Below are 26,584 nucleotides of genomic sequence, written 5' to 3'. Positions count from 1 at the left end.
TCATCCGTTCAATTAACGATTTGTGACGAGGTGTAACATAGGCCGAACCCCGCCGGAAACCCGGGGCTGGACTTGGTGCATGTGCCTGTTCTCAAATACGAAACGGGCCACCCAATGGGCGGCCCGTCCGGTTCTGCATGCCAGCTATGTGAGCCCGCGTCAGTTTGCCTGACGGCGCAGGAATGCCGGGATCTCGACATTGTCCTGGGCATTGTCGGGGCTGGCCAGATCGTCGAAATCGGCCTCTTGCTGACGGGCGCGCACGGCGACACGTTCGCTGACGCGCTCTGCGATCGAGGACGCAGGCGGTTTAGCGGCGCCTTCGCCACCGTGACCGGCCATCCGCTCCAACATGCGGCCAAGGCCGCTCATCCGGCTGTTGGGCTGCTGGGCCTGAGGCTGCGGCGCGGCGGGACGCGAGGCCTGACCGTGATTCTCGACGGCGCGGCGCAGACGGTCCATCACCTCGGGGGCGGGCTGGCCGGGACGGGGCGCGCGCGGGGCGACAAAGGCCGAGGCGTCATCCTCGATCCGGACGGCATTGGCGCGGGGCGCTTCCTTGGGCTGATAGGCCGGCTGGGGCATGTCGTCCTCGACGCGGGCCTCGGGGGCCTGCGGGGCGGCCACGGGGGCGCGCGGTGCCTCGGCCGCCGGGGCGGTGCGGCGCGGCGGAACCGGCTCTTCGGCGTCCTTCTGCGTCAGCGAGGGGTTCTGCGTCAGCGGCGCGGCCATGCTGCGGCGGGGCGAGGGAACCTCGGCCACGGCGGCACCTGCGTCGATGCCGGTCGCCACGACCGAAACGCGGATCGAGCCGTCCATGTCCGGGTCCAGCGTCGAGCCGACGATGATGTTCGCGTCCTGATCGACCTTGTCGCGGATGACGTTGGCGGCCTCGTCCAGTTCGAACAGGGTCATGTCGTAGCCGCCGGTGATGTTGATCAGCACGCCCTTGGCGCCGTTCAGGCTGATCTCGTCCAGAAGCGGGTTGGCGATGGCGCGCTCGGCGGCTTCCTGGGCGCGGTTCTCGCCCGAGGCCTCGCCGGTGCCCATCATGGCCTTGCCCATCTCGTCCATCACCGCGCGCACGTCGGCGAAGTCCAGGTTGATCAGGCCGGGACGGACCATCAGGTCGGTCACGCCCTTGACGCCCTGATACAGCACGTCGTCGGCCATGGCGAAGGCTTCGGTGAAGGTGGTCTTTTCGTTGGCCAACCGGAACAGGTTCTGGTTGGGGATGATGATCAGCGTGTCCACGACCTTTTGCAGGGCCTCGACGCCCTCTTCGGCCTGACGCATCCGCTTCGAGCCCTCGAACTGGAAGGGCTTGGTCACGACGCCGACGGTCAGGATGCCCATTTCCCGGGCAGCCTGTGCGATGATCGGGGCCGCGCCGGTGCCGGTGCCGCCGCCCATGCCGGCGGTGATAAAGCACATATGCGCGCCCATCAGGTGATCGACGATGTCCTCGATCGTCTCCTCGGCGGCCTTGGCGCCGATCGTGGGCTTGGCGCCTGCGCCCAGACCCTCGGTCACTTTCGGCCCCATCTGGATGCGCGAAGTGGCACGCGACTGCTGAAGCGCCTGCGCGTCAGTGTTGGCCACCACGAATTCGACGCCTTCGAGCTGCTTTTGGATCATGTTGTTGACCGCATTGCCGCCCGCGCCGCCGACACCAAAGACGGTGATGCGCGGCTTCAGCTCTTCTTCGTCGTTCATCATCAGATTGAGGCTCATGGTTTCCGCCTTTTTTTCGCTGCTGCCCACGGGCGCGGTCTGCCCGCTCGAATCCCCGGATTTAAACGTAACCGTAACCTTTGCCAGCCTCCGCGTCATCCCAAAAACAGGGTTCAGCCGCAAAATCTGGGCAGGTTTCCTGCAACCCTCGGCGGTATCTTGCCAAGCCCGCAGAATATGGTGGCCGCACCCGCAGCCAGCCATAGCGATAGGGTCTGCACAATCACCAGTTGTTTCGGAACCAGCGATAGGCGCGGCGCAGGGAACGCGCCGGATAGCGGTCGGACGGCATCTCGAAATCCCACCATTCGTCCTGCGGATGGGCCGCGAACAGCGCCAGACCCACCGCGCTGGAGAAGCTGGGATCGGTCAGCTGATGGGCCAGGCCGTCGATCCGCAGCGGCCTGCCGCAGCGGATGTTTGGACCAAGGATGCGGGTCGCCAGACCGTCCAGACCGGGGATCTGGCTGCCGCCCCCCGTCAGGACAATCTGCTGACTTGGCATGTAATCGAAGCCCGCCGCGTCCAGAACCTCGCGCACGTTTTCCAGGATTTCCTCGACACGGGGGCGCATGATGCCGATCACGTCGGCGCGGCTGACCTGACGGCGGTCGGTTTCCCAATCGCCCGTCTCGCCGCCCACATCGATCATCTCGCGGTCATCGCGGCCCGTCGCCTCGACCCCGCCGTTCAGCGTCTTGAGACGCTCGGCCACGGGCAGCGGCACGCGCAACCCCTGCGCGATATCCTGCGTGATCAGATTGCCGCCGATGGGGACGTGATCGGAAAAGATCATGTGCTTGCGGATGAAGATCGTGACGCCGGTGCCGCCGCCACCGAAATCGATGCAGGCGGCGCCCAGTTCCTGTTCATCCTCGACCAGGCTCGCGCGGGCCGAGGCATAGGGCGCCGAGGCGATCCCCGCCAGTTCCAGATCGCAGCGACGGATGCAGTGCACCAGATTGCCGATCATGTCGCCATCGACCGTCAGCACATGCATGTCGCAGAACAGCTTGTTGCCGACATGGTCACGCGGATCGGCAAGGCCCGAGCGGTTATCCACCGCGAAATTGACGGGCTGGGCGTGCAAAACCTCGCGGCCGCGCCCGAACTCGGGCGTGTCGCAGGCGGCAAGGACCGACGCGACCTCGTGATCGCCAACCTTGCCCGCCGGCAGCGAGATCTCGCCCGCCAGCCCGTAGGACGAGGGGCGCCCACCCGACAGGCAGGCAATGACGTGATCGACCCGCACGCCCGCCAGCTTTTGCGCGGTGGCCACGACGGTGCGGATCGCGCGCTCGGTCTCGGCCATGGTCTCGATCTCGCCGCGACGCATCCCGCGCGACCGGGTCGAGGCCGCGCCGATCACGCGAAAATTCACCTGCCCCGCCATCGGGCCGATCCCGTCCGTCTCGCGGAAGGTGCCGGTGCCGTCAAAGCGCAGCACCAGACAGGCGATCTTGGACGTGCCGATATCCAGAATGCCGATGACGCCGCGTTGCAGGGCGGCCCGGCGCATGTTTCGCATCGCGCGTTGCGTCTGATACAGGTCAGCCATTCGCCTTGCCTCCTCGCTCTAGCTTTCGGTCTCGGGCAGGACGCGACCGTCCGGGCCCAGCAGCGGCAGGCCGCGCGCCTGCCGGATCGTGTTTCGGGCATCCACCCCCAGCCGCAGCACCGGGCGCGAGGGGTGGCGCAGATCGACGACCGCGATGTCGCGGCCCAGCATGTCCTCGGCCCGGTCCAGTGCGATGACGGCCTCCAGCGCGGTGACGGCGCCGGTCGCGGGCAGCAGGATGCGCTGGTCGTGATCCAGCACCAGATCCCAACGCCGCTCGCCCCGCCGCACCAGCCCGCGCACGCGGGGCAGGATCGGCCCGGCCGCGTCGAACAGGGCAAGCGCCTCGGCGGTGGCGCGATCCGCCCCCTCGCCCGAGATCAGCGGCAGGTCCGGGCGCACCTCGCGCGAGGTGACGCTGGCGACGCGGTGGCCGCCCCCGTCCAGGATCTCGATCCCGCGCGCATGGCGCCACAGGATCGCGGGCTCGCGTTCCTTGACCACGGCCGACAGGATGCCGCCGGGTCGGATCCGCAGGTCGATGCTTTCGACCGCGTCAAGCTGCATCACCTGCAACCGCAACGCGGGCAGGTCGATCTCGAAGCTCGATGCAGGCAGATCGACGGGCAGCATGGCGCGCAACGCGCGATCAACGACGGGGCTTGCACCCTCGATCGTCATCATGCGGACCTGGAATTCCTCACGGCTCTGGATCTGCGTCACGACCGAGGCGATGGCCTCGGTCACCCGCACGCGCCGATCCTCGTCGGCCATCCACAACCCCGCGACCATCGCCAGTACGAAGGCCGGCAAACCCACGCGCACGACGCGCCGGTAAAGCGGCGTCAGCCACATGCGCTGCAGGCGATAGGTCAGCCGCGAGGGCGCGGGATCGCGCCGCGGCGCGGGCGCGGCGGGGGTGCGGTTCGGCCTGTGGTCGATCACGACCGGCACAGCGCGTCCTCCACCATCCACCGCATCAGCGCGGGAAAGTCGATACCCTGATGGGCGGCCTGTTCGGGGGCAAGGCTGGTGGGCGTCATGCCGGGCTGGGTGTTCACTTCAAGGATGATCAGCCCCGCAAGGCCGCGCGCCTCGTCCCACCGGAAATCGGTCCGGGTCAGGCCCTTGCAGCCAAGCGCCTTGTGCGCGCGCAGGGCCAGATCCAGACAAGCGGCGCGAATCTCGTCGGGGATCTGCGCGGGGATCATATGCCGCGACCCGCCCATCGTGTATTTGGCGGCGTAATCATACCAGCCCTCGGTCAGGATCTCGGTCACGTCCAGCGCGCGGTCGCCCATGACCGTGGTGGTCAGCTCGCGCCCGGGCGCATAGGTCTCGACCATCACGCGGTCCGGCATGTCGGGCGACAGGTCGGGCGGCTGGTTCGCGCCATCATGCACGATATAGACCCCGACCGAGGACCCCTCGTCATTGGGCTTCACCACATAGGGCGGCGGGATCACATGGCGGCGGCGCACCTCGCAGGCATCGGCGATCACGCTCTCGACCACGGGCAATCCAGCGGCGCGGAACGCGTCCTTGGCGCGGCTCTTGTCCATCGCCAGGGCCGAGGCCAGAACGCCCGAATGCGTATAGGGCAGGTCCAGCCATTCCAGCAGACCCTGCACGCAGCCATCCTCGCCCCACCGTCCATGCAGGGCGTTGAAGACGACATCGGGGGCAGCATCGCGCAGAAGCCCGGCCAGATCCTGGCCACGCGCCTTCTGCAGCACGATTTCGGTTACGTCATACCCCGCCACCCGCAGCGCATTCGCGCATTCGCGCCCCGATGACAAAGACACCTCATGCTCAGCCGAGGGTCCACCCATCAGAACAGCGACCGAGTGGGCTGTCCTGCTCGACCTGCCCGCCACTTTTTCGCCTTTCGCGCCCGGTTGCTCCGGGCTTGCCTGATCCTGCGCGACCTTTCACGGCCACGTCATTGCGTGCAGAATACTCGCAAAGCGCAAACCGCAAAAGCGGAATTTGGCCCACCCCTTTGCCTTGGTCCAAATATCCCGGGGGGAGTCGCGGAACGCGACGGGGGGCAGCGCCCCCCTCCCCGCCCGCAGCCCGCACTCAGGCAAACGCAGGCTCAGCCCTGATCGGGCGCGGGGTCGCCGATGCGGATGACCTCCCATTGCAGCTCATGGCCGCTTTCTTCCAGCACTCGCCGACGCACCAACTCGCCCAGGGCCTCCAGCTCGGCGGCAGTGGCGCCACCGGTGTTGATCAGGAAATTGGGATGCTTTTCCGACATCTGCGCACCGCCCCAGCTATGGCCGCGCAAACCGGCCGCGTCGATCAGCGCCCAGGCCTTCAGCTCGTGGGTGTCATCCGCCCGCCCGGTCGAACTGTAGCCCGCCGGGTTGCGAAAGGTCGAACCGGCGCTGCGATCCTTGGTCGGCTGGCTTTCGTCGCGGCACGCCAGCTGCTCGGCCATCCGGGAATGCAGCGCATCGGGATCGCCGGGGGCGGCACGAAACCGCGCCTCGGTGATCACCCAGCCCTCTGGCAGGTGGCTTTCCCGATAGCCAAAGCGCAAGTCATCGGGCGTCAGCCGGACGATGCGGCCATCGCGGGTAACGGCCTCGACGTCGATCAGATGGTCTGCCACGTAGCTGCCGTAGCAGCCCGCATTCATGCGGACCGCGCCGCCGATGCTGCCGGGGATGGTCCGCAGAAAGGTCAGGTCGCGCCCGGCCTCGGCCGCGCGGCGCGCGACCTGCGCATCCAGCGCGGCGGCGCCAGCGGTGACGACGTCACCCTCGACCGAGACGGCGTTGAAGGCGCGGCCCAGCCGGATCACCACACCCCTGATGCCACCGTCGCGCACGATCAGGTTGCTGCCCACGCCCATCGGAAAGACCGGCACGGCCGGGTCCAGATCACGCAGGAAATCGGCGAGGTCCTCGCGGTCGGCGGGCTGGAGCAGCCAGTCGGCGGGGCCGCCCACACGCAGCCAGGTCAGGCTGTCAAGACTGCGGTCCGGGATCAGGCTACCACGGGGGGTCGGAAGTTCGGCGCTCATGCCCATCTGGTAGCCAGCCCGCGCCATGGCGTCAACCAAGCCCCGCCCCTAGCGATAAAGCAGCACCGGAATCAGCGCCGCGCGGATCATCGCCGTCGTGGTCGAGCCGATGAACAGGTTGCGGATGCGCGAATGGCCATAGGCGCCCATGACCAGCAGGTCGAACCCTTCGTCAAGGACCAGCGGGCGCAGGATCTCTTGCGGCTCGCCCGGCATCTGGCGCAGCATCACCCGCAGCCCCGAGGCGACCAGTTCCAGGATCGCCTCGTCGATGGCCGCCGAGATGGCGGGCGTCGTGTCGCCCACGTGCAGCAGCGTGATCTCGACCCCGTGAAAGACCGGGCTTTTCGCCATCCGCGCCACCGCGCCCCGCGCCGATGCGCTGCCGTCAAAGGCCAGCAGCACGCGCTGCACCGGCCGGAATGCGCGCGAGGCGACGAGGACCGGCACCGTCGCGCCGCGCACGATCCCCTCAAGGTTGGACCCCAGCCGCCCCGAGGCGAAATCCGCCGATTCGCCCCGCTTGCCCAGCACGATGGCCCGCAGCTCGGGCGAGACCGCGCGGATCGTGGACATCAGCCCGCCCTGCCGCAGATGCAGCGCCGGGTCGGCCACGCCATGCGCCTCGATGATGCGCGCCGCCTCGGCCAGCACGATCTGCCCGCCCTCAAGCTCGGCGCTTTTGGCGACATGCAGCAGATCGACCCCAAGGCCCAGCCTTTCGGCCAGCCAGGCGGCATGGCGCGCCACGCTTGGCCCGTAGACCGAGCCGTCGACAAGCGCCAGAATTCTGCTCATGCACGGTCACTCCGGTTTGACATGTCGGAACTATGCCGGGGCCGGGCCGGGTTTTCCAGAGGCCGAGAGGCCCGGTTCAGATCAGGAAGGTCATCGCCGCGACCGCGCCCGCCACCAGCAGGCCCAAGGCGCTGATCGCCCCCGGCAGGCCACGCAAGGGCAGCGGATGGCCGCGCAGGCGCGCAAGGATCAGCCCCGTCGCCACGCCCAGAAGCGCGGGCGTCACCGTCAGGGCCTGCGCGATCAGCGCAGCCAGATCGTGCATCCCGTCCTGCCCGCGCGTCGCCAGGAAAAGCTGCGTGGCGATGGCCGCCAGCAGCACCGACAACGCGGCCAGGGGCCAACGCATCCGCAGCCGCGCCGCACCCCATGCGATGAAGCCCGCCCCCAGCAGGCAGGCCGCGCCGATGAGCCAGACATTCATGGATTGGCCTCGTGTCCCGCGCCCTCGGGCACCCTGCGGCGGCGGGTCGGCGGACGGTAGAGAACCAGCAGCCCAAGCGCGAAGCCCAGAACCCCCGGCCCGGGGCCCCAACGCAGCGTCAGCCAGCCCAGCAGCGGCACCCCCGCCAGAACCAGCGCGCCGATGAACAGCGCGCGCCCCCGCAGGGGCAGGCGGGGCACGGCGCAGGCAAGAACCAGCCACAGCCCCAGACTGGCCAGCCCCAGCCAGGCGGCGGAACTCACGCCGCGCGGCCCTGCAGGCGCATGGGCAACCCGTTCGCCCAGGCCGAGATCGTCCCTGCCCCCAGACAGACCACCATGTCGCCGGGCCGGGCCTGTTCGCGGACCAGCCGTTCCAGATCATCCTCGGACAGGATCGCGCGGGCATGGCGATGGCCGTGGGCGATCAGCCCGGCGACCAGATCGTCGCGGCTGGCGCCGGGGATCGGGTCCTCGCCCGCCGCATAGACATCGGCGATGGCGACCACGTCGGCCTCGTTGAAGCATGTGCAGAAATCGTCGAACAGGGTAGACAGACGCGAATAGCGATGCGGCTGATGCACCGCGATGACGCGGCCGCTGCTGGCCTGACGCGCGGCTTTCAGGACGGCGGCGATCTCGACCGGGTGGTGGCCGTAATCGTCGATGATGGTGACGCCGCCCACCTCGCCCACGCGGGTGAAGCGCCGGCCCACGCCGCCGAACTTGGCCAGAGCCTCGCGGATCTCGGACTTCTTGATGCCCAGATGCCGCGCCACGGCCACCGCCGACAAACAGTTCGAGACGTTGTGATCGCCGGGCATGGGCAGGGTGCAGCCCTCGATCATCTCGATCTCGCCGCGCTCGTTCGGGCCCTCGCCCTGAAGCGCGATGTCGAAATGCGCGATGCCGTTCTCATAGCGCAGGTTCACGCCGCGCACATCGGCCTGGGCATTGAAGCCGAAGGTCACGACGCGGCGGTCGGTCAGCTTGCCGACCAGCGCCTGAACCTCGGGGTGGTCGGTGCAGAGGACCGCCAGCCCGTAGAACGGAATCCCCGAGGCGAAATTGTAGAACCCCTGGCGCAGCGCGTCGAAGCTGCCCCAATGTTCCATATGTTCTGGGTCGATATTCGTGACGATCGCGATATCGGCGGGCAGGCGGTTGAAGCTGCCGTCGGATTCGTCGGCCTCGACCACCATCCATTCGCCCGCACCCGCCCGCGCGTTCGAGCCGTAGGCATGGATCACGCCGCCATTGATGACCGTGGGGTCCAGACCGCCCGCATCCAGAAGCGTGGCGACCATCGTCGTGGTGGTGGTCTTGCCGTGGGTTCCGGCGATGGCGATGTTGGACTTCATCCGCATCAGCTCGGCCAGCATCTCGGCGCGGCGGACGACCGGCAGGCCACGGCGGCGGGCTTCCTCCAGTTCCGGGTTGCCCTTCTTGATCGCGGTGGAGATGACGATGACGGCGGCCTGACCGATATTCTCGGCCCGCTGCCCCTCGAAGACCTGCGCGCCAAGCGTTTCCAGCCGGTCAGTGATCTTCGAGCGTTTCAGGTCGCTGCCCTGCACCTGGTAGCCAAGCGTCAGCAGAACCTCGGCGATGCCCGACATGCCGATGCCGCCGATGCCGACAAAATGGATCGGCCCCAGTTCTCCGGGCAGTTTGGTCGCTGCGTTCATCGCACAATCTCCTCGACGAGGTCGTATAGGCGCCGCGCCGCGTCGGGGCGGGCAAGGTCCAGCGCGGCGGCGGCCATGGCGGCGGCCTGCGCGGGGTCGGTCAGGATGGCGCGGATGTCGCGCGCAAGGCTTGTCGCGTCAAGCACGGATTCGGGATGGACATGCGCCGCGCCGGTTTCCGCCAATGCCTGCGCGTTCGCGGTCTGGTGATCGCCCGTCGCGGCCGCGAAGGGGATCAGGATCGAGGGCCGCCCGATCACCGTGATATCGGCCAGAGACGATGCGCCCGAGCGGCTGACGACCAGATGCGCAGCAGCGATCCGGTCAGGCACATCGGCGAAGAAGGGCTGCACCTCGGCCTCGATCCCGGCTGCGGCATAGGCGGCGGTGACGGCCTCAGCATCCTCGGGGCGGGCCTGATGGCTGACATGCAGGCGGGCGCGCAGATCATCGGGCAGGGCCGCGACGGCCTCTGGCACGACGCGGGACAGGACGCGCGCGCCCTGGCTGCCGCCGATGACCAGCAGACGCAACGGCCCGTCGCCGGGCGGCGCATAGGGCGCGCCCGCCTGCGCCAGAACGGCGGCGCGAACCGGGTTTCCGGTATGGGTGCCGCTGATGCCCGGAGGCAGGTCGGTCGGCCATGTGCCGCAGGCGATGCGGTGGACGCGGGGCGCAAAGAGGCGGTTTACCCGGCCCATCACCCCGTTCTGTTCATGGATCATGCGCGGCAGGCCCATCAGCCGGGCCGCAGCCAGCGCGGGGATGGTCGGATAGCCGCCAAAGCCGATCACCACGTCGGGCCTTTGCCGGGCAAAGGCGCGGCGCGCCGCCAGCACCCCCGCCGCGATGCGGAAGGGCGCGGCCAGCTTGCCCCAGCTGCCGCCGCGCGCCGTGGTGGCCGATGGCACGACCTGACGCGCGACCTCGGGCGGGAAGGCGCCGGCATAGCGGGCGCCGCGCTCGTCGGTGGACAGCGTGACCTGCCAGCCCTCGGCCAGCAGCAATTCGGCCAGCGACTGGGCCGGAAACATATGGCCGCCGGTGCCTCCGGCGGCGATCAGCGCGCGTTTGCCCGACATCAGCGCCCCCGCCGCAGGATCGCGGCCAGCTCGCCCTGAGGCCGGGTGCGGGTCAGCGCCAGAAGCATCCCCATCGCGATCCCCGAGGCGATCACGGACGAGCCGCCATAGCTGACGAAGGGCAGCGTCATCCCCTTGGCGGGCAAGAGGCGCACCGCGACGCCCATGTTGATCAGCGCCTGCACGCCGAAGGCACAGGCCAGACCCGTTCCGGCCAGCCGCGCAAAGGCATCGCGTTCACGCATCAGCCGCAGCAGCGAGCGGGTGACGATGGTGCAGTAAAGCGCGATGATGACCAGCACGAGGACAAAGCCGTATTCCTCGGCCGCGACGGCGATGATGAAATCCGTATGCGCGTCCGGCAGCGACCATTTCACGCTGCCCTCGCCCACGCCCACGCCGAAGAAGCCGCCCTCCTGGATGGCGTTGGTGGCATAGCCTATCTGCGTGCGCGGGTCGATTTCCGAGGACAGGAAGCCGTCGATCCGCCGGGCAAAGTGCTCGGACGAGCCATAGGCGAAGACCCCGCCCATCAGCGCCAGACCTGCCACACCCAGAAGCAGCATCATCGGCGCGCCCGCGACGAAATACATGACCAGCCACGAGAACAGCACCAGCGCCGCCTGCCCAAAGTCAGGCTGTAGCGCCAGAAGCACCACGACCACCGCCGCCACGCAGAACGAATAGAGCCGCCCCGAAGGACCGCCCACCTGCTGGCTGGCCGCCATGAACCAGGCGCAGAGCGCCACGAAACCGGGCTTGAGGAATTCCGAAGGCTGCACCGACACGAAGCCCAGGGACAGCCAGCGCGTCGCGCCCTTGCCGAAATCTGTGCCGACGAAGGGCAAGGCAAGGATCAGCAGGAACGAGGCCAGAAAGCCCAGCACCCCGATCCTCCGGATCTGGCGCGGCGACAGCATCGAGATGACGAGCATCACCACCAGCGCCAGGCCGCCGAACACCGCCTGACGCTGAACGTAGAAAAAGCGTGGCAGGTTGTTGCGTTCGGCCAGCGGCACCGAGGCCGCCAGCCCCAGCAGGATCCCGGTGGCGAACAGGCCGAAGACGCAGGCCAAGGCCCATTTGTCCAGCGTGCGCCACCAGCGCGGAAGAATCGGGTCAGCCGCCCTTGCGGGCGTGGTGCCGAAGACCATCTCGGTCATGGGAATACCGCCGTCACTGCCTCTGCCTGTCCGGTTTGCCCGGATCTGGGGCCGAGACTAGCGCGAAATGCGACCACACGCCACAACCGATTCCGCGGGCGGCGGATCTTGTCACCCCCCTGCCCCGTGGCTGCGGTCATAGCCGTTGGGTCGCGGCGCCTGCCAACCCTGCGGCGGCGCGACGGGGCGGAACACCTCGACCAGCAGCGGATGGCAGGCGGCCCGGTCCGAGGAATGGACCGTGCCGCAATCACCGCCCGGACAGGCAGACAGCCCGCCCAGAAGGTCGATCTCGGCGAAGAATTCGAGGTAATCCCCGGGGCGGACGGGGCTGGCCTTCATGAAATACTGCCCCGTATCGCGCGTGAAGCCCGTGCACATGAAGACGTTCAGGACGTCATGGACCAGCGGCTCGGCCTCGGTCAGGGACAGGCCGCGCGCCTCGGCCAGGGCGCGGGTCAGGTTGGAATGGCAGCAATGGTGATATTGCCCGCCATCCGACAACAGGTTGTGCGTATAGGGATCGCAGCGTGTGCCGATCACGTCATGCACGCTGCCGCCGAATGCGTCGAAGCCATACCAGTCAAGGCTGTCATCGGTGATCGTGGCCATGGGCCGCAGGGTGGGAAAGCCCGACCACATGCGGTCGCCGGTAGACAGATGCGTGCCGTGCAGAGCCCGCGTCTTGCCGGAATAGAACCGCTCGGACAGATCGGCCGACCACAGGTTCAGATCGCCCACCTGCGGCCCCTCGACCGAGGTGATGCGGAAGAAATGCCCCGCCGGCACCTCGAAACAGCGCGCGTCCCGCGCGGGCACCGCGACCTGGGCGATCCGGCTCCAGCCTTCTCGGGCGGCGCGCAGGGCTTTCAGGTCGGGGGGCACAAGGCTGTCCACGGGATAGCAGATCACCGGTTCGACGGCGCGGCGGGCATCGGCATCGGCGGGCGCTGAATGCTGGGGGTTCTGGGGTTTCATGGCTCCTCCTGTCGGGGCCATGGTGGCATGGAAATCGGCCGCGTAAAGGGGCCTCAGCCAAGCGCCGCCAGCGCCGGGAAGGTTTCAAGCAACCAGAAGCTGAAGGCCGAGAAGGCGCCGGTGATCAGCATGATCCCGACCACGACCAAGAGCGCGCCCATCACACGCTCGATCGTCTTGAGATAGGGCTTGATGCGGTTCATCAGGCCGATCGCACGGTTGATGAAAATGGCGGCCAGCAGGAAGGGAATGCCAAGCCCCGCCGCATAGACCGCAAGCAGCGCGGTGCCGCGCGACAGCTCGCCCCCCGTCGCGGCAAGGGTCAGGATCATGCCAAGCTGCGGGCCGATGCAGGGCGTCCAGCCAAAGGCGAAGGCAAGGCCCAGCACATACGCGCCGAACGCCCCGCCATCCTGCCGCCCGGCATTCAGCCGCGCCTCGTGATCCAGAATCGGGATGCGAATGATGTGCAGGAAATGCAGGCCCATCACGATGACCATGACACCCGCGACCTGGGCCAGCGTCTCTTGCCAGGCCAGAAAGGCGCGCCCAAAGGCCGAGGCCGCGAAGCCCATGACCAGAAACACCGTCGAAAGGCCCAGCACGAAGAACAGCGCCGGCAGGACTGCGCTGCGTTCGCGCGTCTTGAGGCCGTTCACGCCCACCCCGGTCATATAGGCCAGATAGGGCGGCACGATGGGCAGCACGCAGGGCGACAGGAACGAGAGCACGCCCGCCAGCAATGCGACGAAAGCGGCGGGCAGAAAGGCGGCGGTGGCGAGTTCGATTCCCAGCATGGCGGCACCTTACGGCATGGGCCGCCAAATCACAGGGGGCAACACGTCACGGATGCGTGGGCCGCCGCATGCAAAAGGGGCGCGACCATGCCGCGCCCCTCCGCAATCTTGTGTGAGCGGTCAGCTGCCCGCCGACCACCAGCCGCGCCGCTTGGGAGCGTCGGGCTTGGCCGCCGGCTCGGGCTGGTTCGCGGGCTCGGGCTGGTTCGCGGGCTCGGGCTGGGACGCAACCTCGGCCAGGACAGGCTCGGGCTGGCTTTCGGTCTGCTCTGCCTCGGTCTCGGCGACGGTTTCGGCTTCGGTTGCCGCCTCGACCGGCGCGGTCTCGGCTTCCTCGGTCGGCTCGGCCGCAGCCTCGACGGCGATCTCGGCGGGCGCTTCGGCGACAGCCGGGATGTCGGCATCGCGTGGCGCGTTCACCCCGGGCAGTTCCTCGGCGCGCACCTCATCGCCGGTTTCGGCCAGATCGACCACCTCGGGCAGGGGCGCGGCCTCGGATTGACGGCGCGAACGCGACCGGGACCGCGAGCGCGACCGGCCCGACGACTTGCCCTCGGGCTGCGCTTCGGCCTCGGTGCCCTCAGCCCGAGGTTCCTCGGCCGCATCGGCGACTGCATCTTCGGCGGCGTCGTCATCCTCGGTGCCATCATCCGAGCCTGCTTCGCCCGAAGCGGAATCCTCGCCCTCGGGGCGGTCCGAACGCCGGCGACGGCGGCGGCGGCGGCGGCGCGAGCGGCCCTCGCCGTTCTCGTCCTCGGCGGCAGGCGCGGTGGCCGTTTCGGGCGCTGCGGCCTCGGCCACATCTTCCACGACCTCGGCCTCGTCGATCTGGTCGTCCTCGTCGTCGATCCGGGCCATCAGCTCGGCATTCAGCGACAGGGGAACGTGGCTGACCTCGGGGACGGCGCGGGTTGCGGTCTTGAACTTCTCGATGCTGTAATCGGGCGAGACCAGCGAAGGATCGGCCTCGACGCGCACCGACATGCCATAGCGGGCCTCGATCCCGGCGACATGCTCGCGCTTGGCGTTCATCAGGAAGTTGGCGACGGCGACGGGCGCCTTGACCAGCACCTCGCGCGAGCGTTTGCGGGTGCCCTCCTCCTCGACGGCGCGCAGGATGGTCAGCGCAAGGCTGTCATCGCTGCGGATCAGGCCGGTGCCGTGGCAATGCGCGCAGGGCTGCGTGGTCGATTCCAGCATGCCCGGACGCAGGCGCTGGCGCGACATCTCCATCAGGCCAAAGCCCGAGATGCGGCCGATCTGGATGCGGGCGCGGTCGGATTTCAGCTTCTCCTTGATGCGCTTCTCGACGGCGGCGTTGTTCTTGCGCTCGTCCATGTCGATGAAGTCGATCACGATCAGACCGGCCAGATCGCGCAGGCGCAACTGCCGGGCAACCTCGTCGGCGGCCTCAAGGTTGGTCTTGAGCGCCGTTTCCTCGATCGAGCCTTCCTTGGTGGCGCGGCCCGAGTTCACGTCGATGGCGACCAGCGCCTCGGTCACGCCGATGACGATGTAGCCGCCCGATTTCAGCTGGACGACCGGGTTGAACATGGCCGCCAGATAGCTTTCGACCTGATAGCGGGCGAAAAGCGGCTGTTGATCGACGTAGTGTTTCACGTTCTTGGCGTGGGACGGCATGATCATCTTCATGAAGTCCTTGGCCACGCGATAGCCGCGCTCGCCCTCGACCAGAACCTCGTCGATGTCCTTGCTGTAGAGATCGCGGATGTTGCGCTTGATCAGGTCGCCTTCCTCGTAGATCGCCGTCGGCGCCACGGATTTGAAGGTCAGGTCGCGGATCTGCTCCCACAGACGCAGCAGGTATTCGTAATCGCGCTTGATCTCGGTCTTGGTGCGCTGGCTTCCGGCGGTGCGGATGATCAGGCCCGCGCCTTTCGGCACGTCGAATTCCGAGGCGATTTCCTTCAGTTTCTTGCGGTCGGCAGCGTTGGTGATCTTGCGGCTGATCCCGCCGCCGCGCGCGGTGTTGGGCATCAGCACGCAATAGCGGCCGGGCAGCGACAGATAGGTGGTCAGCGCGGCGCCCTTATTGCCGCGCTCTTCCTTGACGACCTGGACCAGCATGATTTGCCGGACCTTGATCACTTCCTGAATCTTGTAGCGGCGGGCACGCGGGCGGCGGGGGGCGCGGACCTCTTCGGTCACGTCCTCGTCGGCGACGGACTCGATCTCGTCATCGCTGTCCGAAGCCGATTGCGCGGTCTCATCGCCATCCTCGGCGGCTTCGGCGGCCGGGCGCTTGCGGGCGCGGGCGTTTTCCTCGGCCTCGGCCTCTTCGGCCTGGGCGCGTTCCTCGGCCATCAGCGCCTCGCGGTCGGCCGCGGGGATCTGGTAGTAATCGGGATGGATTTCCGCGAAGGCCAGGAAACCGTGGCGGTTTCCGCCGTAATCCACGAAGGCCGCCTGCAGCGAGGGCTCGACCCGCGTGACCTTGGCCAGATAGATGTTGCCAGAAATCTGGCGCTTGTTCAGGGTCTCGAAATCAAATTCTTCGACCTTGGTTCCGTCCACCACGACCACCCGAGTTTCCTCGGCATGGGTGGCGTCGATCAGCATTTTCATTGCCATTGAGATGTCTTTCGCGCAGGCGCCTTGCGGGCGGTGCCGGTGGCACGCCCCAAAGCGGGCTGCGTTGTGATGAGGACGCAGGCAGCGCGCCGGACATGACAAAGGGACCGGCCGGGCGCTCTGCCCTCCGGTGATCCGACATGTCTTCCTGTGCGCGCGTCATCGCGTCTGTTCCTTCGAATGACCCGGTGGCCGCAAGGGACCGGCCGGGCCGCTGTCTGTCGGCACCTCCGCGCGCGGTCAGCGCAGGCAGAGGGCGGGTTTTCCGCGTGGCACATGCTGCCTGCCCCTGTCGGGACGGGACCAGAGGTGCCGCGCTGCGAAACTGTCGGCGCGGGGGACGGCCCGATCTGCGGGACGCGTCGCGCGTAGGTCCAACATAGAGGCGAAGCACCGCATCTTTCAATGAGGAATCTGGCCGCCACGGGCGAGGGCCGCCCCTTTTGTCACAACTTATGCACGAAAAACGGTCAAAAGCCGCCTGTCATCGGTCACGTTAACAAGGTGTTGCCGCCAAGGATGCAACGGCGTCACGCCGCGTTAACGCATCCTTCACGGCGCTGTCGCAGGCTCGTGCCATCAGCCAACGCGACAGATGACAGGAGGCCGCGATGACCGTGATCCGGGTCAATGCCGGACATGCCCCGCCGCAAAGGCTGTGGCGGCTGGCGGCGGACCTGCCTCCGGGGGCGCCCGTCGTGGTGATGGTTCACGGCTACCGCTATTCGCCCTCGCATCCGCGTCACGACCCGCATCGGCACATCCTGTCGCTGGACCCGGCGCCGGGCGCGGCGCGGGTCGCGTCATGGCCTCGGGGTCTGGGCTTCGCGCCCGACAGCGACCGGGCCGGTCTGGCCGTGGCCCTGGGATGGGAGGCGCGCGGCGCGCTTGGCAGTGCCTACCGCCGGGCCGGCGAGACGGGCGAGGTGCTGGCGCGGCTTGCGGGCGATCTGGCGCAGGCCGCCGGGCGGCCCGTGGCGCTGATCGGCCATTCGCTTGGCGGGCGGGTCTGCCTGTCGGCGCTGGCCGGGGCCGAGGCGGGCAGCCTGTCGCGGCTGGTGCTGTTGAACGCCGCCGCCTTCCGCGACGAGGCGACCGAGGCGCTGTCGCGCCCTGCCGCCACAGGGGCCGAGATCCTCAACATCACCTCGCGCGAGAATGATCTGTTCGATTTCGGGCTGGAACAGGTGCTGGCGCTTGGGCGCCGCCGCGCGCTTGGGCTGGGACTGGGCGGCGCCGCGCGCAACTGGCTGGACATCCAGATCGACGACGCGGCGGTGCTGGACGCGCTGGAGGCCCTGGGCTTTCCGACCGAACGGCGCGCCGCGCGTCTGTCGCATTGGTCGTCCTATCTGCGGGGCGGTCTGTTCGACCTCTATCGCCGCGCCTTGTGCCAGCCGCGCGAATTGCCGCTGGCGCTGCTGCGGGCGCATCTGCCGCAGGATCACCAGCCCCGCTGGACCCGCCTCTGGTGGGCGCGGGACAGGCTGCGGCCTTCCGAACCGGGTGTCGCCGCCCTGCCCCTGCGCTGAACCGATCAGCCTTCGCCGTCGGCGGGGTTCGCGGCCTCGACCTCGGGCAGGGCATGGGCCTTGAACAGGCCCGCATTGCCCATCAGGAAGACGAAGATCAGGATTGGCTGACCGAAGGTCTCGAACCAGACCCAGGTCGTTTCGGACATGGTGCGCCAGACGATCTCGTTGCCGATGGCCATGGCGGCGAAGAACAGCGCCATGCGGATCGTCAGCAGGCGCCAGCCCTCGGGCGTCATCGGCAGGGCCTCGGACAGGACCGCGCCCAGCCAGTTGCGGCGCAGGAACAGTCCCGTCGCCAGAATCCCCGCAAACAGCGAAAAGACGATCGTCGGCTTGATCTTCAGGAAACGCGGGTCGTTCAGCCACAAGGTCAACCCGCCAAAGACCGTGACCAGGATCAGCGTCGCCACCTGCATCGGCGCCAGACGCCCGGTCAGGCGCCACAGGATCAGCAGCGCCACGATCATCACTGGCACGAAGGCCAGCGTGGCCAGCACGAAGCCCCCGTATTCGCGCCCCATCAGCACGACATTCTGGTCGCGGTAGAGCATGAACACCGTGAAGAACAGGATCAGCGGCCCGAATTCCAGCACCGTCTTGAGCCATGGCTTGACCGGAGGCCGCGTGCCGACGGATTGAACCTTGTCCTGCTTCATCGTCTCTTGTCCGTTCCTGCCCTCAGCGGGCTCCAAATTCCACCACCAGCGCGCCAAGCGCGATCAGCGCCATCAGCGCGGCCCTTCGCGCGCCCACCTTTTCGCCCAGCACGACCCAGCCGACAAGGGCGGCGAACACGGTCGAAGTTTCGCGCAGGACCGCCGCGCGGCCCACATCGTCGATCCGCGTCGCCAGCATGATTGAGCCGAAGCTGGCAAAGGCCACCAGCGCCCCGAACGTGCCGCGCGCCGCAAGGGGCGCGATCTCGGATCTGGGCAGCGCGCGCAGCCGCCGCAAGGTGAAAAGCGGCATGAACAGCGAATCCAGCAGGAAGAACCACGCCAGAAAGGTGAACGGGTTCTGCGCCAGACGGATGCCCCAGGCGTCGTAGGTCGTATAAAGCGCGACCATCCCGCCCGTCACCATCGCCCAGACCAGAGCCGGAACCAGCGTGTCGCGCCCGACCGTCAGCTTGCGCAGATTGTGGCCCGCCAGCCCGAAGATGCCGCCGACCAGCAGGACCAGCCCCGCCCATTGCAGCGCGTTGAACCTTTCGTCGAAGATCACCATCGCGGCCAGCACGGCAAAGAACGGCGCCGAGCCGCGCACGACCGGATAGACGACCGTGTAGGCGCCGCGCTGATAGGTCATCGCCTGCGCCAGCTTGTAGGCGATGTGAATGACCATCGCCCCCGCCAGAACCGGCCACAAGGCGGGTTCGGGCCAAGGCACCACGAACAGCGCGACCGGCAGCGCCATCAGCCCGTAGCAGATGTCGATGGCCGCGCGGCTGATCCAGGGATCGTGCCGCCCCTTCTGCAGCGCGCCGAAGAGGGCGTGCAGAAAGGCCGCCGACAGGGCGAGGGCCGAGGCGATGCGCGCGCCCTCGGGCGTGCCGGTGATCTGGTCGATCCATTCGGTCATCCGCGTCTCGTGGCGCGAAAGCACGACGACCGCAAGATCGGGTCAATCCAGCCGGATCGCCGCAAGGATCGGGCCGGGAAGCCCGTAGGGCTGCTGCATCTGCTGGATCAGCAGCGCGTGGCGCAGGTCGGGCGGCTGGTCGCTGGCGCCCTCTCCGGGGCGGACGGTCAGGCGCAGCGGCGCGACGCCGTCCCAGGCCGCCAGCGTCTCGACCGACTGGACGATGTTCACATGGGTGACGACGCGGCCGCGATTCTCGCCCGCCGTCACCTCGACCTCGCGCTCGGGCAGGTAGCGGACCATCGACACATCGACCCGGCCGCCCAGATCCGACAGCGGCATGACCTCGATCGTGCCGTTCAGCCCGTCGCCCTCGCGCTGGACGGTGACCATGGCGGGCCGGTAGCGCGCCGCGTCGATCAGCCCCATCAGCTGTGCCGGGCCGGGGGCCAGCGCCGTGTCGCGGCCCGCGACGATCAGCTGCGGCGTGTAGATCGAGCGTTCTCCGGCCGCGCGCGCATAGGCCTCTTGCCGGGCGGTGAATTCGGGCCGGGCGAAGACATCCGCCCAGCCGAGGTAATCCCAGTAATCGACATGATAGGCCAGCGCCAGGATCTGAGGGTCCTGCGCCATCATCGCCAGCATCGCATCTGCGGGCGGACAGGACGAGCACCCCTGCGAGGTGAACAGCTCGACCACGACCGGCAGCGCGGATGCCTGCGGCATGGCCGTCACCGCCGGGGTCTGCGCATCAGAGCCCGAAAAGCTGTTGAAGGCGGGCGCGCCCTGCCCCGAAAAGATCGCATCGGGCGACGTGCGCCCGGGATAATCGGGGGCCGATATGACAGGCGCATAATCTGCCGCGTAATCTGGTGCATAGTCCGGGGCATGGTCGGGCGCCCGGTCGGGTGCAGGGTTCCCGGCGGCAGGGCCAGCCTCGACCTGCGACGCGGCCTGATCATGCGTTTCGGCCAGCGGCTGCGTCGGCGACATCAGCGCCAGCACGGCCACGAAGGCACCAAGGCGGACGGTCGGAAAGGCCATGATCTGTCGGGTCGGTTTCATCACGACGACCTTCATAGCCAATCACCGCCCAAAGGAACAATCAACGCTTTGTCAGGCCCGCGCGACACTGCGCTCCGTGCCTCTTGAGCAACAGGCCCGCATCTGGTATGCGATTGCATACAATCTAGCGTCGCCGCCCTTGCGCAATGCCCCCCGATGGGGCAAAGCAGGGGCACGCCGGACCCATCCATTCTTGCAGACAGGGAGGCCCTGATGCCCATCCAGACCGGAACCGACACCGCCAAGACGCGCCGCACGCTGAACGCGGGCGCGGCCAGCGTTGACTATTACTCGATCGCCGCCGCCACCGAGGCGGGCCTTGGCGATTTCTCGAAACTGCCGGCCGCGCTGAAGGTCGTGCTTGAGAACATGCTGCGCTTCGAGGATGGCGGCCGCACCGTGTCCGTCGAGGACATCAAGGCCTTCGCCGAATGGGCGACGCTTGGCGGCAAGAACCCGCGCGAGATCGCCTATCGCCCGGCCCGCGTGCTGATGCAGGACTTCACCGGCGTTCCGGCGGTCGTCGATCTGGCCGCGATGCGCGACGGCATCAAGGCCTTGGGCGGCGACGCGCAGAAGATCAACCCGCTGAACCCGGTCGATCTGGTCATCGACCACTCGGTCATGATCGACGAGTTCGGCACCCCCCGCGCCTTCCAGCGCAACGTCGAGCTGGAATACGAGCGCAACATGGAGCGTTACACCTTCCTGAAATGGGGTCAGAAGGCGTTCAACAACTTCCGCGTGGTCCCGCCCGGCACCGGCATCTGCCACCAGGTGAACCTGGAATACCTGGCCCAGACCGTCTGGACGGACACGGACCAGAACGGCAAGACCGTCGCCTATCCCGACACGCTGGTCGGCACCGACAGCCACACGACCATGGTCAACGGCCTTGCGGTCCTGGGCTGGGGCGTGGGCGGGATCGAGGCCGAGGCCGCGATGCTGGGCCAGCCGATTTCGATGCTGATCCCCGAGGTCGTGGGCTTCAAGATCACCGGCGCGCTGCGCGAGGGCGTGACCGCCACCGACCTGGTGCTGAAGGTCGTGCAGATGCTGCGCAAGCACGGCGTCGTGGGCAAGTTCGTCGAGTTCTACGGCGAGGGCCTGGACAACATGCCGCTGGCCGACCGGGCGACCATCGCCAACATGGCCCCTGAATACGGCGCGACCTGCGGCTTCTTCCCGATCGACGACGAGACGCTGCGCTATCTGCGCCAGACCGGCCGCGAAGAGGACCGCATCGCCCTGGTCGAGGCCTACGCCAAGGAAAACGGCTTCTGGCGCACCGCCGATTACGCGCCGGTCTATTCCTCGACGCTGGAACTGGACCAGAGCACCGTCGTCCCGGCGATCTCGGGCCCCAAGCGCCCGCAGGATCACGTGCCGCTGACCGACGCCGCCAGCGCCTTTGGCGAATATATCCGCGGCCTGCGGGCGGCGCCTTCGGTTCCGGCGACGGAAAAGGCCAAGATGACCGCCGAGGCGGGCTCGCCCGATCCGGCCCCGGCCGAGATCCCCGGTCACGACCAGCACATGACCGACGCTGCCGTCGAAGGTCAGGATTACAAGCTGCGTGACGGTTCGGTCGTGATCGCCTCGATCACCTCCTGCACCAACACTTCGAACCCCTATGTGCTGATGGCCGCGGGTCTGGTGGCGCGCAAGGCGCGTGCGCTTGGCCTGACCCGCAAGCCCTGGGTGAAAACCTCGCTGGCCCCCGGCAGCCAGGTGGTCGAGGAATACCTGAAGGCCGCGAACCTGCAGGACGACCTGGACGCGCTCGGCTTCAACCTCGTTGGCTTCGGCTGCACCACCTGCATCGGCAACTCGGGCCCGCTGCAGCCCGAGATCTCGAAGGCGATCAACGACAACGACCTGGTCGCGGTGTCGGTCCTGTCGGGCAACCGCAACTTCGAAGGCCGCATCTCGCCCGACGTGCGCGCGAACTACCTGGCCTCGCCGCCGCTGGTCGTGGCCTATGCCATCGCGGGCGACATGAACATCGACGTGACCAAGGACCCGCTGGCCCATACGCCGGACGGCAAGCCGGTTTACCTCAAGGACATCTGGCCGACCTCGAAAGAGGTGGCGGATCTGGTGGACACCATCGTCACCCGCGAGATGTTCCAGAAGAAATACGCCGACGTCTTCAAAGGCGACGAGCGTTGGCAGGGCGTCGAGATCACCGACAGCGAAACCTACGACTGGCCGGCTTCCTCGACCTACATCCAGAACCCGCCCTATTTCCAGGGCATGTCGAAAGAGCCGGGCGTGATCCACGACGTCAAGGGCGCCCGCGTGCTGGCGCTTCTGGGCGACATGATCACGACCGACCACATCTCGCCGGCCGGTTCGTTCAAGCCGACCACCCCCGCCGGGCAATACCTGACCGAGCGTCAGGTGGCGCCCAAGGATTTCAACAGCTACGGCTCGCGCCGCGGCAACCATGAAATCATGATGCGCGGCACCTTCGCCAACATCCGCATCAAGAACGAGATGCTGGACGGGGTCGAGGGCGGCTATTCGAAAGACGCCTCGGGCAACCAGGCCGCGATCTATGACGCCGCGATGTCCTTTGTCGATCAGGGCACGCCCCTCGTCGTCATTGGCGGCATCGAATACGGCGCCGGGTCCTCGCGCGACTGGGCGGCCAAGGGCACGAACCTTCTGGGCGTCAAGGCGGTCATCGCCGAAAGCTTCGAGCGCATCCACCGTTCGAACCTGGTCGGCATGGGCGTCATCCCGTTCGAGTTCACCGGCGGCGACAACCGCAAGACGCTGAACCTGAAAGGCGACGAGGTCGTCTCGATCGAGGGTCTGGCCGGCGACTTCAAGCCGCTGTCGCTGGTGCCCTGCACCATCACCTATGCCGACGGCACGGTGAAGCAGATCCAGCTGAAGGCCCGCGTCGATACCGAGGTCGAGATCGATTACCTGAAGAACGGCGGCGTGCTGCATTACGTGCTGCGCAACCTCGCCGCAGCCTGATCTTCGGGCGATAAAGCTGCGAACCCCCGGCGTCCCGCGCCGGGGGTTTTTCGTTGCCGACCCCCTGCCCGTTCCCTTACGGGACTGCTTGAAGACTCGGCTTTTTTCTTTTGCCTTTTCCGGTTGCAGCTTTCATCATGCGCGGACGGAACAGCAAGGAAGCCGCAATGGCCACACAAGACGCGCCGCTGCTGATCAAGCGCTATGCCAGTCGCAGGCTCTACAACACCGAGACCAGCGATTACGTCACGCTCGAGGACATCGCGGCCTTCATTCGCGACGGCCGCGAGGTCAAGATCGTGGACCTGAAGTCCGGCGACGATCTGACGCGTCAATACCTGCTGCAGATCATCGCCGAGCATGAAAGCCGGGGCGAGAATGTCCTGCCTCTGGATGTGCTGACCGACCTGGTGCGCAGCTACGCCACGAACGCGCAATCGGTCGTTCCGCAATTCCTGGCCGCCAGCTTCGAGATGCTGCGCGAAGGCCAGTCCAAGATGATGGAGAACATGGCCTCGATGCCGAATCCGATGGCCAAGATGCCCGGCTTCGACGCGTTGCAGCGACAGCAGCAGATGTTTCTCAAGGCAATGATGGGCGGCTGGCGCGGCGGCTCCGGCCCCGAGCCCGACCAGGAGAACGCCTCCACAGCCCCGGCCGAGGGCGAAGACATGGAGGAGATCAAGCGCCAGCTCGCCGAGCTGCAGCGCCGAATTTCGCGCTTGTGATCGGTCTTGCACCCATGCCGCAGAGCGGCTAGACGAACGACATCGGAGCGGTGGCCGAGTGGTCGAAGGCGCACGCCTGGAAAGTGTGTAGGCGGGAAACCGTCTCGAGGGTTCGAATCCCTCTCGCTCCGCCACTTCCCTTTTCCAAGTTGTTGATATTCATCCGGTTTCTGGTCCGCATGAGTTGCGGGGTAGCGACCGGGGTAGCATTGCGTCTCTTTGAGGTGCTTGGCCCCCCGCTCGGTCAGCATAGGGGCCCACACCCGCTAGTGAAAGTCGGGACCCGGATCCTTGCCCTTTTCGGGCGGGTTCATCTCAACCACGCGATCCGCCTCTTTCGAGCGTGATTGCACGAACTCCTTCAGCCGGTCCATCGACAACAGGCGCGGCACGCCATCCTGCGTCAGGAAGGCTGCGACGATGATCTTGGGGTGTCGGGCCGAGAGCGCCTCGATCCGCGCCATGGTCCGGGCGCCGGGGGTTGCGAGCGCCCGGAGGCATCGCGGGCTCAGGACAAGCACCACGTCGCTGTGCCCCGCCACGTCGGGAGGCGCCCCCACGAAGTCTGTCCAGATCGCTGCCGCTCGCTGGTGCAGGACGGGGTCGTCAGCAAGGCAGACCGGCCTGCACCCCCGCAGCATTACGGCCATGTGCGCACGCAGCGCTTCCTTGGTGCCCGCAAGGGGCGTTCCGAGGCCGTTGGGACGAGGCTGCGGCAATGCCATGTCCTCCGTGCCGCTAATCCAGCGCTTCGCCTGTGCCAATGCCCGCGCAAAGCTGCGCGCCATGGACACGGGTGCGATGCCGCGCCGCTGCAGCAGAACGATGTCCGGGTGGATGCGGACCGCGCTGCCGTCCTCGAAGCCGATCCCGACCGAGGGGGCACCGCGACGCATGGCCGGGCGGGCTGCCAGGCCAAGCCCTAGGCAGATGCGCCGCGCGAGCAGGAGCAGGTCTAGGACGCGCCTTCGCTTTCGAACAGGTCGTCGCCGAGCGCGGTGATGGTGCGGTTCAGGGAGGCCTGGCCGCTGATCAGACGATGCTGCGACGCCTCGATTGCCTGAAGCCGCAGCGCCTGGGTCCGCAGCTGCTGCTGCAGGTCGTGCTGGGCCGAGACCAGGATTGCCGTGTCCCGCGCGGTGGCCTGGACCGACACGAGGATCTGGCGCAGGGCTTCGGCCAGCTGCCGGCCCAGCTCCTCCTGATCCTTCGGGCGATGCAGCAGGTCCAGAAGCGCCGTCAGCGGCAGGACCGTCTGGTAGGTCTCGCCGGAGAGGTGCCGGATCTCCTGCTGACGGTCCACGAGCAGGCGCAATGCCTGCATGATCTCGGGGGTCGTCGCTGCCCGCGAAGGCGGTTCGGTTGTTTCGGTCATTCGGGATCCTTCTGTAGATGTCCTGCAGCGCGGCATCGGCCGAGGCCAAGGCCGTCAGGAGATTGCGCTGGTCGATGAGGCCCCGAAGACGACGGGACCGCCTCGCATGATCCAGGATCGACAGCAGGTTGTTCCGGTCCAGTTCGTCGCTCAGCGCGCGGCCGGGAAGCTGCGTCTGGCCCATGCTGAACGTGATCACGTGGTGATCGTCTTTCTTGACCTGCCGCACCCGCACCGGCGAGCCGGAGGCGACGAGGGCCGCTTGCAATCCGGGCAGGCTCGTCGGCTGCCACCGGACCAGGGCGGTGCCGATGTCCGAGGCCATCCGGCGCCGGTCCGCGCCTCGCAGGCGCCGCGACGGGCAGAACACCGCGAGGCGCGGCCCTGCCGCCGGTCGGTGATAGCGGGGCGGCGTGAGGCCGAGATGGCGGCAGAGGCGGACATGCACCTCATCGCAGCGCTGCTGCAGATCGGGCAGTCGAAGCGTCCGGCCCGCGAATGTCGCGGCCATCAGCATCATGTGCAGGTGGTCGCAGGTCGTGTCGCGGTGCCGGAAGGCCAGCCAGGGGATGCGCCGCGCCGGCAGGCCCAGCCCGCCGATCGCCATCCGCGCCATCTCCGCCCAGGCAGGGCGGTCCGCGGTCATGCCCTCGGGCAGCGAGAGCGTCACGTGGAGGACGTTCTTCGCATGGCGCGACGGGCGCGGCATCCGCTGCGCGTGATGCAGCGTCGGGCCGAGGCCAAGCCAGGGAATGGTGCCGCCGATCGGCTCGGGCGGGCGGATGGCGCCGGGCTTGTCGGTCTGGGTCAGGTAGCCCAGCACCGTCGCGACGGAGCCGTGGAAGGTCAGGTGCGGCCTCAATCCAGCCCCCTGCGGTTCAGGTCCCGCAGGATCCGGCGCATCAAGGCCGCCCCCTCGGAGACGAGGCGGGCGAGATCGCCGCCAGCCGCGTCCCCGCCCCTGGGCGCCGCCTGCGCGATGTCGTTCAGAACGAGGCCAAGCTGACCCAGTTCCTCGGTCAGCCGGTCGGCCCGACCCGCGCGCCCGGCCAGCAGGCAGTCGCGCAGATGATCCGCGCGGCTGGCCGCGCCCCGCAGGCGCATGTCGGCGAGGACCGCATCCGCCTCGTCGCGCGTCAGCCGAACCTCGAAGCGGAGGGTGCTCACTGATCCTCCAGGGCCAGTTCACCCGTCGGATCGAAAGCGTGATCCTCATAGGCCACATGCGCCAGCTGCCGGATGAAGCGCGCCACCTCGTCCTCGACCCACCGGATCGAACCGGGGCCGAGGCGGCGCGGCTGCGGGAAGGTCGGATCAGAGCGCAGCCAGCGATCGATCGAGGCCTCGCTGGCGGCGAGGCGGCGGCAAAGCTCGTGCTTGGTGATCAGCCTGAGGTAATCCCCCCGAAAGCAAGGGGCTGCATAAGTAGAATTTTCTCGGCGGGATGGACGAGGAGATTTCG

General features: G+C 67.8%; 24 protein-coding genes, 1 tRNA gene and 1 pseudogene. 4 read left to right on the top strand and 22 right to left on the bottom strand.

The window, feature by feature from the left end; all coding sequences use genetic code 11:
• Nucleotides 1-159: 159 nt before the first annotated feature.
• The 14 genes from ftsZ to ACTZWU_RS12075 all read right to left on the bottom strand — a co-directional run bounded on the left by ftsZ (nt 160) and on the right by ACTZWU_RS12075 (nt 15,847).
• Nucleotides 160-1,734, bottom strand: a complete 1,575-nt coding sequence (gene ftsZ, locus ACTZWU_RS12140; RefSeq protein ID WP_444737625.1) for a cell division protein FtsZ — start codon at nt 1,732-1,734, stop codon at nt 160-162.
• Nucleotides 1,735-1,957: 223 nt separating this feature from the next.
• Nucleotides 1,958-3,292, bottom strand: coding sequence for a cell division protein FtsA (gene ftsA, locus ACTZWU_RS12135; RefSeq protein WP_444737624.1), 1,335 nt, complete (start codon nt 3,290-3,292; stop codon nt 1,958-1,960).
• Between the two features lie 18 nt (nt 3,293-3,310).
• Nucleotides 3,311-4,246, bottom strand: coding sequence for a cell division protein FtsQ/DivIB (locus ACTZWU_RS12130; protein WP_444737623.1), 936 nt, complete (start codon nt 4,244-4,246; stop codon nt 3,311-3,313).
• Nucleotides 4,234-5,169 carry a D-alanine--D-alanine ligase gene (locus ACTZWU_RS12125; RefSeq protein WP_444737622.1) on the bottom strand — a complete coding sequence of 312 codons (936 nt, stop codon included), beginning with the start codon at nt 5,167-5,169 and terminating at the stop codon, nt 4,234-4,236. Before ACTZWU_RS12125 ends, ACTZWU_RS12130 begins: the two co-directional genes overlap by 13 nt.
• A 221-nt stretch (nt 5,170-5,390) precedes the next feature.
• Nucleotides 5,391-6,326, bottom strand: coding sequence for a UDP-N-acetylmuramate dehydrogenase (gene murB, locus ACTZWU_RS12120; RefSeq protein ID WP_444737621.1), 936 nt, complete (start codon nt 6,324-6,326; stop codon nt 5,391-5,393).
• Between the two features lie 48 nt (nt 6,327-6,374).
• The gene (locus ACTZWU_RS12115) at nt 6,375-7,124 is read right to left on the bottom strand and encodes a universal stress protein (RefSeq protein WP_444737620.1); all 750 of its coding nucleotides are present in this window, start codon (nt 7,122-7,124) and stop codon (nt 6,375-6,377) included.
• A gap of 76 nt (nt 7,125-7,200) precedes the next feature.
• Nucleotides 7,201-7,548 (bottom strand): hypothetical protein, encoded by a 348-nt coding sequence (locus ACTZWU_RS12110; RefSeq protein WP_444737619.1) that lies wholly within the window; start codon nt 7,546-7,548, stop codon nt 7,201-7,203.
• Nucleotides 7,545-7,811, bottom strand: a complete 267-nt coding sequence (locus ACTZWU_RS12105) for a DUF2484 family protein (protein ID WP_444737618.1) — start codon at nt 7,809-7,811, stop codon at nt 7,545-7,547. The genes ACTZWU_RS12110 and ACTZWU_RS12105 overlap by 4 nt, the downstream gene beginning before the upstream one ends.
• A complete protein-coding gene (murC, locus tag ACTZWU_RS12100; RefSeq protein ID WP_444737617.1) occupies nt 7,808-9,235 on the bottom strand; it encodes a UDP-N-acetylmuramate--L-alanine ligase in 1,428 nt (475 codons plus the stop codon). Before murC ends, ACTZWU_RS12105 begins: the two co-directional genes overlap by 4 nt.
• Nucleotides 9,232-10,317 carry a UDP-N-acetylglucosamine--N-acetylmuramyl-(pentapeptide) pyrophosphoryl-undecaprenol N-acetylglucosamine transferase gene (locus ACTZWU_RS12095; RefSeq protein WP_444737616.1) on the bottom strand — a complete coding sequence of 362 codons (1,086 nt, stop codon included), beginning with the start codon at nt 10,315-10,317 and terminating at the stop codon, nt 9,232-9,234. The genes murC and ACTZWU_RS12095 overlap by 4 nt, the downstream gene beginning before the upstream one ends.
• Nucleotides 10,317-11,480: a putative lipid II flippase FtsW gene (gene ftsW, locus ACTZWU_RS12090; RefSeq protein ID WP_444737615.1), complete on the bottom strand. Its 1,164-nt coding sequence runs from the start codon at nt 11,478-11,480 to the stop codon at nt 10,317-10,319. Before ftsW ends, ACTZWU_RS12095 begins: the two co-directional genes overlap by 1 nt.
• Before the next feature lie 111 nt (nt 11,481-11,591).
• The gene (locus ACTZWU_RS12085) at nt 11,592-12,458 is read right to left on the bottom strand and encodes an urea carboxylase-associated family protein (protein WP_444737614.1); all 867 of its coding nucleotides are present in this window, start codon (nt 12,456-12,458) and stop codon (nt 11,592-11,594) included.
• Between the two features lie 53 nt (nt 12,459-12,511).
• Complete coding sequence (locus ACTZWU_RS12080; RefSeq protein WP_444737613.1) at nt 12,512-13,255, bottom strand: cytochrome c biogenesis CcdA family protein; 744 nt, start codon at nt 13,253-13,255, stop codon at nt 12,512-12,514.
• A 120-nt stretch (nt 13,256-13,375) separates the two neighbouring features.
• Nucleotides 13,376-15,847: an Rne/Rng family ribonuclease gene (locus ACTZWU_RS12075; RefSeq protein ID WP_444737612.1), complete on the bottom strand. Its 2,472-nt coding sequence runs from the start codon at nt 15,845-15,847 to the stop codon at nt 13,376-13,378.
• Nucleotides 15,848-16,458: 611 nt separating this feature from the next.
• Between ACTZWU_RS12075 and ACTZWU_RS12070 the strand changes: the two genes are divergently transcribed.
• Nucleotides 16,459-17,379, top strand: coding sequence for a hypothetical protein (locus tag ACTZWU_RS12070; protein WP_444737611.1), 921 nt, complete (start codon nt 16,459-16,461; stop codon nt 17,377-17,379).
• Between the two features lie 5 nt (nt 17,380-17,384).
• On the opposite strand, the gene ACTZWU_RS12065 is transcribed toward ACTZWU_RS12070, so the two are convergent.
• Genes ACTZWU_RS12065 through ACTZWU_RS12055 form a run of 3 tightly spaced genes read right to left on the bottom strand, consistent with a single transcriptional unit; the run spans nt 17,385 to nt 20,028 of the window.
• Nucleotides 17,385-18,038 carry an inner membrane-spanning protein YciB gene (locus ACTZWU_RS12065; RefSeq protein WP_444737610.1) on the bottom strand — a complete coding sequence of 218 codons (654 nt, stop codon included), beginning with the start codon at nt 18,036-18,038 and terminating at the stop codon, nt 17,385-17,387.
• Nucleotides 18,039-18,060: 22 nt separating this feature from the next.
• Nucleotides 18,061-18,963, bottom strand: coding sequence for an EamA family transporter (locus tag ACTZWU_RS12060; RefSeq protein WP_444737609.1), 903 nt, complete (start codon nt 18,961-18,963; stop codon nt 18,061-18,063).
• Between the two features lie 42 nt (nt 18,964-19,005).
• A complete protein-coding gene (locus tag ACTZWU_RS12055) occupies nt 19,006-20,028 on the bottom strand; it encodes a DUF1223 domain-containing protein (RefSeq protein ID WP_444737608.1) in 1,023 nt (340 codons plus the stop codon).
• 213 nt (nt 20,029-20,241) lie between these two features.
• On the opposite strand from ACTZWU_RS12055, the gene acnA reads away from it, so the two are divergent.
• From acnA to ACTZWU_RS12040, 3 genes are all read left to right on the top strand, one after another.
• A complete protein-coding gene (gene acnA, locus ACTZWU_RS12050; RefSeq protein ID WP_444737607.1) occupies nt 20,242-23,019 on the top strand; it encodes an aconitate hydratase AcnA in 2,778 nt (925 codons plus the stop codon).
• Nucleotides 23,020-23,186: 167 nt separating this feature from the next.
• On the top strand, nt 23,187-23,747 hold the full coding sequence (gene phaR / locus ACTZWU_RS12045) for a polyhydroxyalkanoate synthesis repressor PhaR (RefSeq protein WP_444737606.1): 561 nt from the start codon (nt 23,187-23,189) through the stop codon (nt 23,745-23,747).
• 44 nt (nt 23,748-23,791) lie between these two features.
• Nucleotides 23,792-23,881 (top strand) — tRNA-Ser (locus ACTZWU_RS12040).
• Between the two features lie 132 nt (nt 23,882-24,013).
• On the opposite strand, the gene ACTZWU_RS12035 is transcribed toward ACTZWU_RS12040, so the two are convergent.
• The 5 genes and pseudogenes from ACTZWU_RS12035 to ACTZWU_RS12015 all read right to left on the bottom strand — a co-directional run.
• A complete protein-coding gene (locus ACTZWU_RS12035; RefSeq protein ID WP_444737724.1) occupies nt 24,014-24,643 on the bottom strand; it encodes a hypothetical protein in 630 nt (209 codons plus the stop codon).
• A gap of 59 nt (nt 24,644-24,702) precedes the next feature.
• On the bottom strand, nt 24,703-25,122 hold the full coding sequence (locus tag ACTZWU_RS12030; protein ID WP_444737723.1) for a hypothetical protein: 420 nt from the start codon (nt 25,120-25,122) through the stop codon (nt 24,703-24,705).
• A gap of 427 nt (nt 25,123-25,549) precedes the next feature.
• Nucleotides 25,550-25,831, bottom strand: a pseudogene (locus ACTZWU_RS12025) (relaxase/mobilization nuclease domain-containing protein); the annotation flags it as partial.
• Between the two features lie 149 nt (nt 25,832-25,980).
• Nucleotides 25,981-26,289 carry a hypothetical protein gene (locus ACTZWU_RS12020; RefSeq protein WP_444737605.1) on the bottom strand — a complete coding sequence of 103 codons (309 nt, stop codon included), beginning with the start codon at nt 26,287-26,289 and terminating at the stop codon, nt 25,981-25,983.
• Nucleotides 26,286-26,584: helix-turn-helix transcriptional regulator (locus tag ACTZWU_RS12015; protein ID WP_444737604.1), on the bottom strand; the 299-nt coding region annotated here is incomplete at its 5' end. The genes ACTZWU_RS12020 and ACTZWU_RS12015, both read right to left, overlap by 4 nt.

This window comes from Paracoccus sp. NSM (assembly GCF_052379855.1).
In the GTDB taxonomy this organism is placed as follows: Bacteria; Pseudomonadota; Alphaproteobacteria; order Rhodobacterales; family Rhodobacteraceae; genus Paracoccus.
This window is presented reverse-complemented; position numbering and strand designations above follow the sequence as displayed.

What these genes read in the sequence shown, in the direction of transcription:
- ftsZ (WP_444737625.1), bottom strand. Translation starts at nt 1,734, where the DNA reads ATGAGCCTCAATCTGATGATGAACGACGAAGAAGAGCTGAAGCCGCGC.
- ftsA (WP_444737624.1), bottom strand. Translation starts at nt 3,292, where the DNA reads ATGGCTGACCTGTATCAGACGCAACGCGCGATGCGAAACATGCGCCGG.
- murB (WP_444737621.1), bottom strand. Translation starts at nt 6,326, where the DNA reads ATGAGCGCCGAACTTCCGACCCCCCGTGGTAGCCTGATCCCGGACCGC.
- ACTZWU_RS12115 (WP_444737620.1), bottom strand. Translation starts at nt 7,124, where the DNA reads ATGAGCAGAATTCTGGCGCTTGTCGACGGCTCGGTCTACGGGCCAAGC.
- ACTZWU_RS12110 (WP_444737619.1), bottom strand. Translation starts at nt 7,548, where the DNA reads ATGAATGTCTGGCTCATCGGCGCGGCCTGCCTGCTGGGGGCGGGCTTC.
- murC (WP_444737617.1), bottom strand. Translation starts at nt 9,235, where the DNA reads ATGAACGCAGCGACCAAACTGCCCGGAGAACTGGGGCCGATCCATTTT.
- ACTZWU_RS12095 (WP_444737616.1), bottom strand. Translation starts at nt 10,317, where the DNA reads ATGTCGGGCAAACGCGCGCTGATCGCCGCCGGAGGCACCGGCGGCCAT.
- ftsW (WP_444737615.1), bottom strand. Translation starts at nt 11,480, where the DNA reads ATGACCGAGATGGTCTTCGGCACCACGCCCGCAAGGGCGGCTGACCCG.
- ACTZWU_RS12085 (WP_444737614.1), bottom strand. Translation starts at nt 12,458, where the DNA reads ATGAAACCCCAGAACCCCCAGCATTCAGCGCCCGCCGATGCCGATGCC.
- ACTZWU_RS12080 (WP_444737613.1), bottom strand. Translation starts at nt 13,255, where the DNA reads ATGCTGGGAATCGAACTCGCCACCGCCGCCTTTCTGCCCGCCGCTTTC.
- ACTZWU_RS12075 (WP_444737612.1), bottom strand. Translation starts at nt 15,847, where the DNA reads ATGGCAATGAAAATGCTGATCGACGCCACCCATGCCGAGGAAACTCGG.
- ACTZWU_RS12070 (WP_444737611.1), top strand. Translation starts at nt 16,459, where the DNA reads ATGACCGTGATCCGGGTCAATGCCGGACATGCCCCGCCGCAAAGGCTG.
- ACTZWU_RS12065 (WP_444737610.1), bottom strand. Translation starts at nt 18,038, where the DNA reads ATGAAGCAGGACAAGGTTCAATCCGTCGGCACGCGGCCTCCGGTCAAG.
- ACTZWU_RS12060 (WP_444737609.1), bottom strand. Translation starts at nt 18,963, where the DNA reads ATGACCGAATGGATCGACCAGATCACCGGCACGCCCGAGGGCGCGCGC.
- ACTZWU_RS12055 (WP_444737608.1), bottom strand. Translation starts at nt 20,028, where the DNA reads ATGAAACCGACCCGACAGATCATGGCCTTTCCGACCGTCCGCCTTGGT.
- acnA (WP_444737607.1), top strand. Translation starts at nt 20,242, where the DNA reads ATGCCCATCCAGACCGGAACCGACACCGCCAAGACGCGCCGCACGCTG.
- phaR (WP_444737606.1), top strand. Translation starts at nt 23,187, where the DNA reads ATGGCCACACAAGACGCGCCGCTGCTGATCAAGCGCTATGCCAGTCGC.
- ACTZWU_RS12035 (WP_444737724.1), bottom strand. Translation starts at nt 24,643, where the DNA reads ATGCGTCGCGGTGCCCCCTCGGTCGGGATCGGCTTCGAGGACGGCAGC.
- ACTZWU_RS12030 (WP_444737723.1), bottom strand. Translation starts at nt 25,122, where the DNA reads ATGACCGAAACAACCGAACCGCCTTCGCGGGCAGCGACGACCCCCGAG.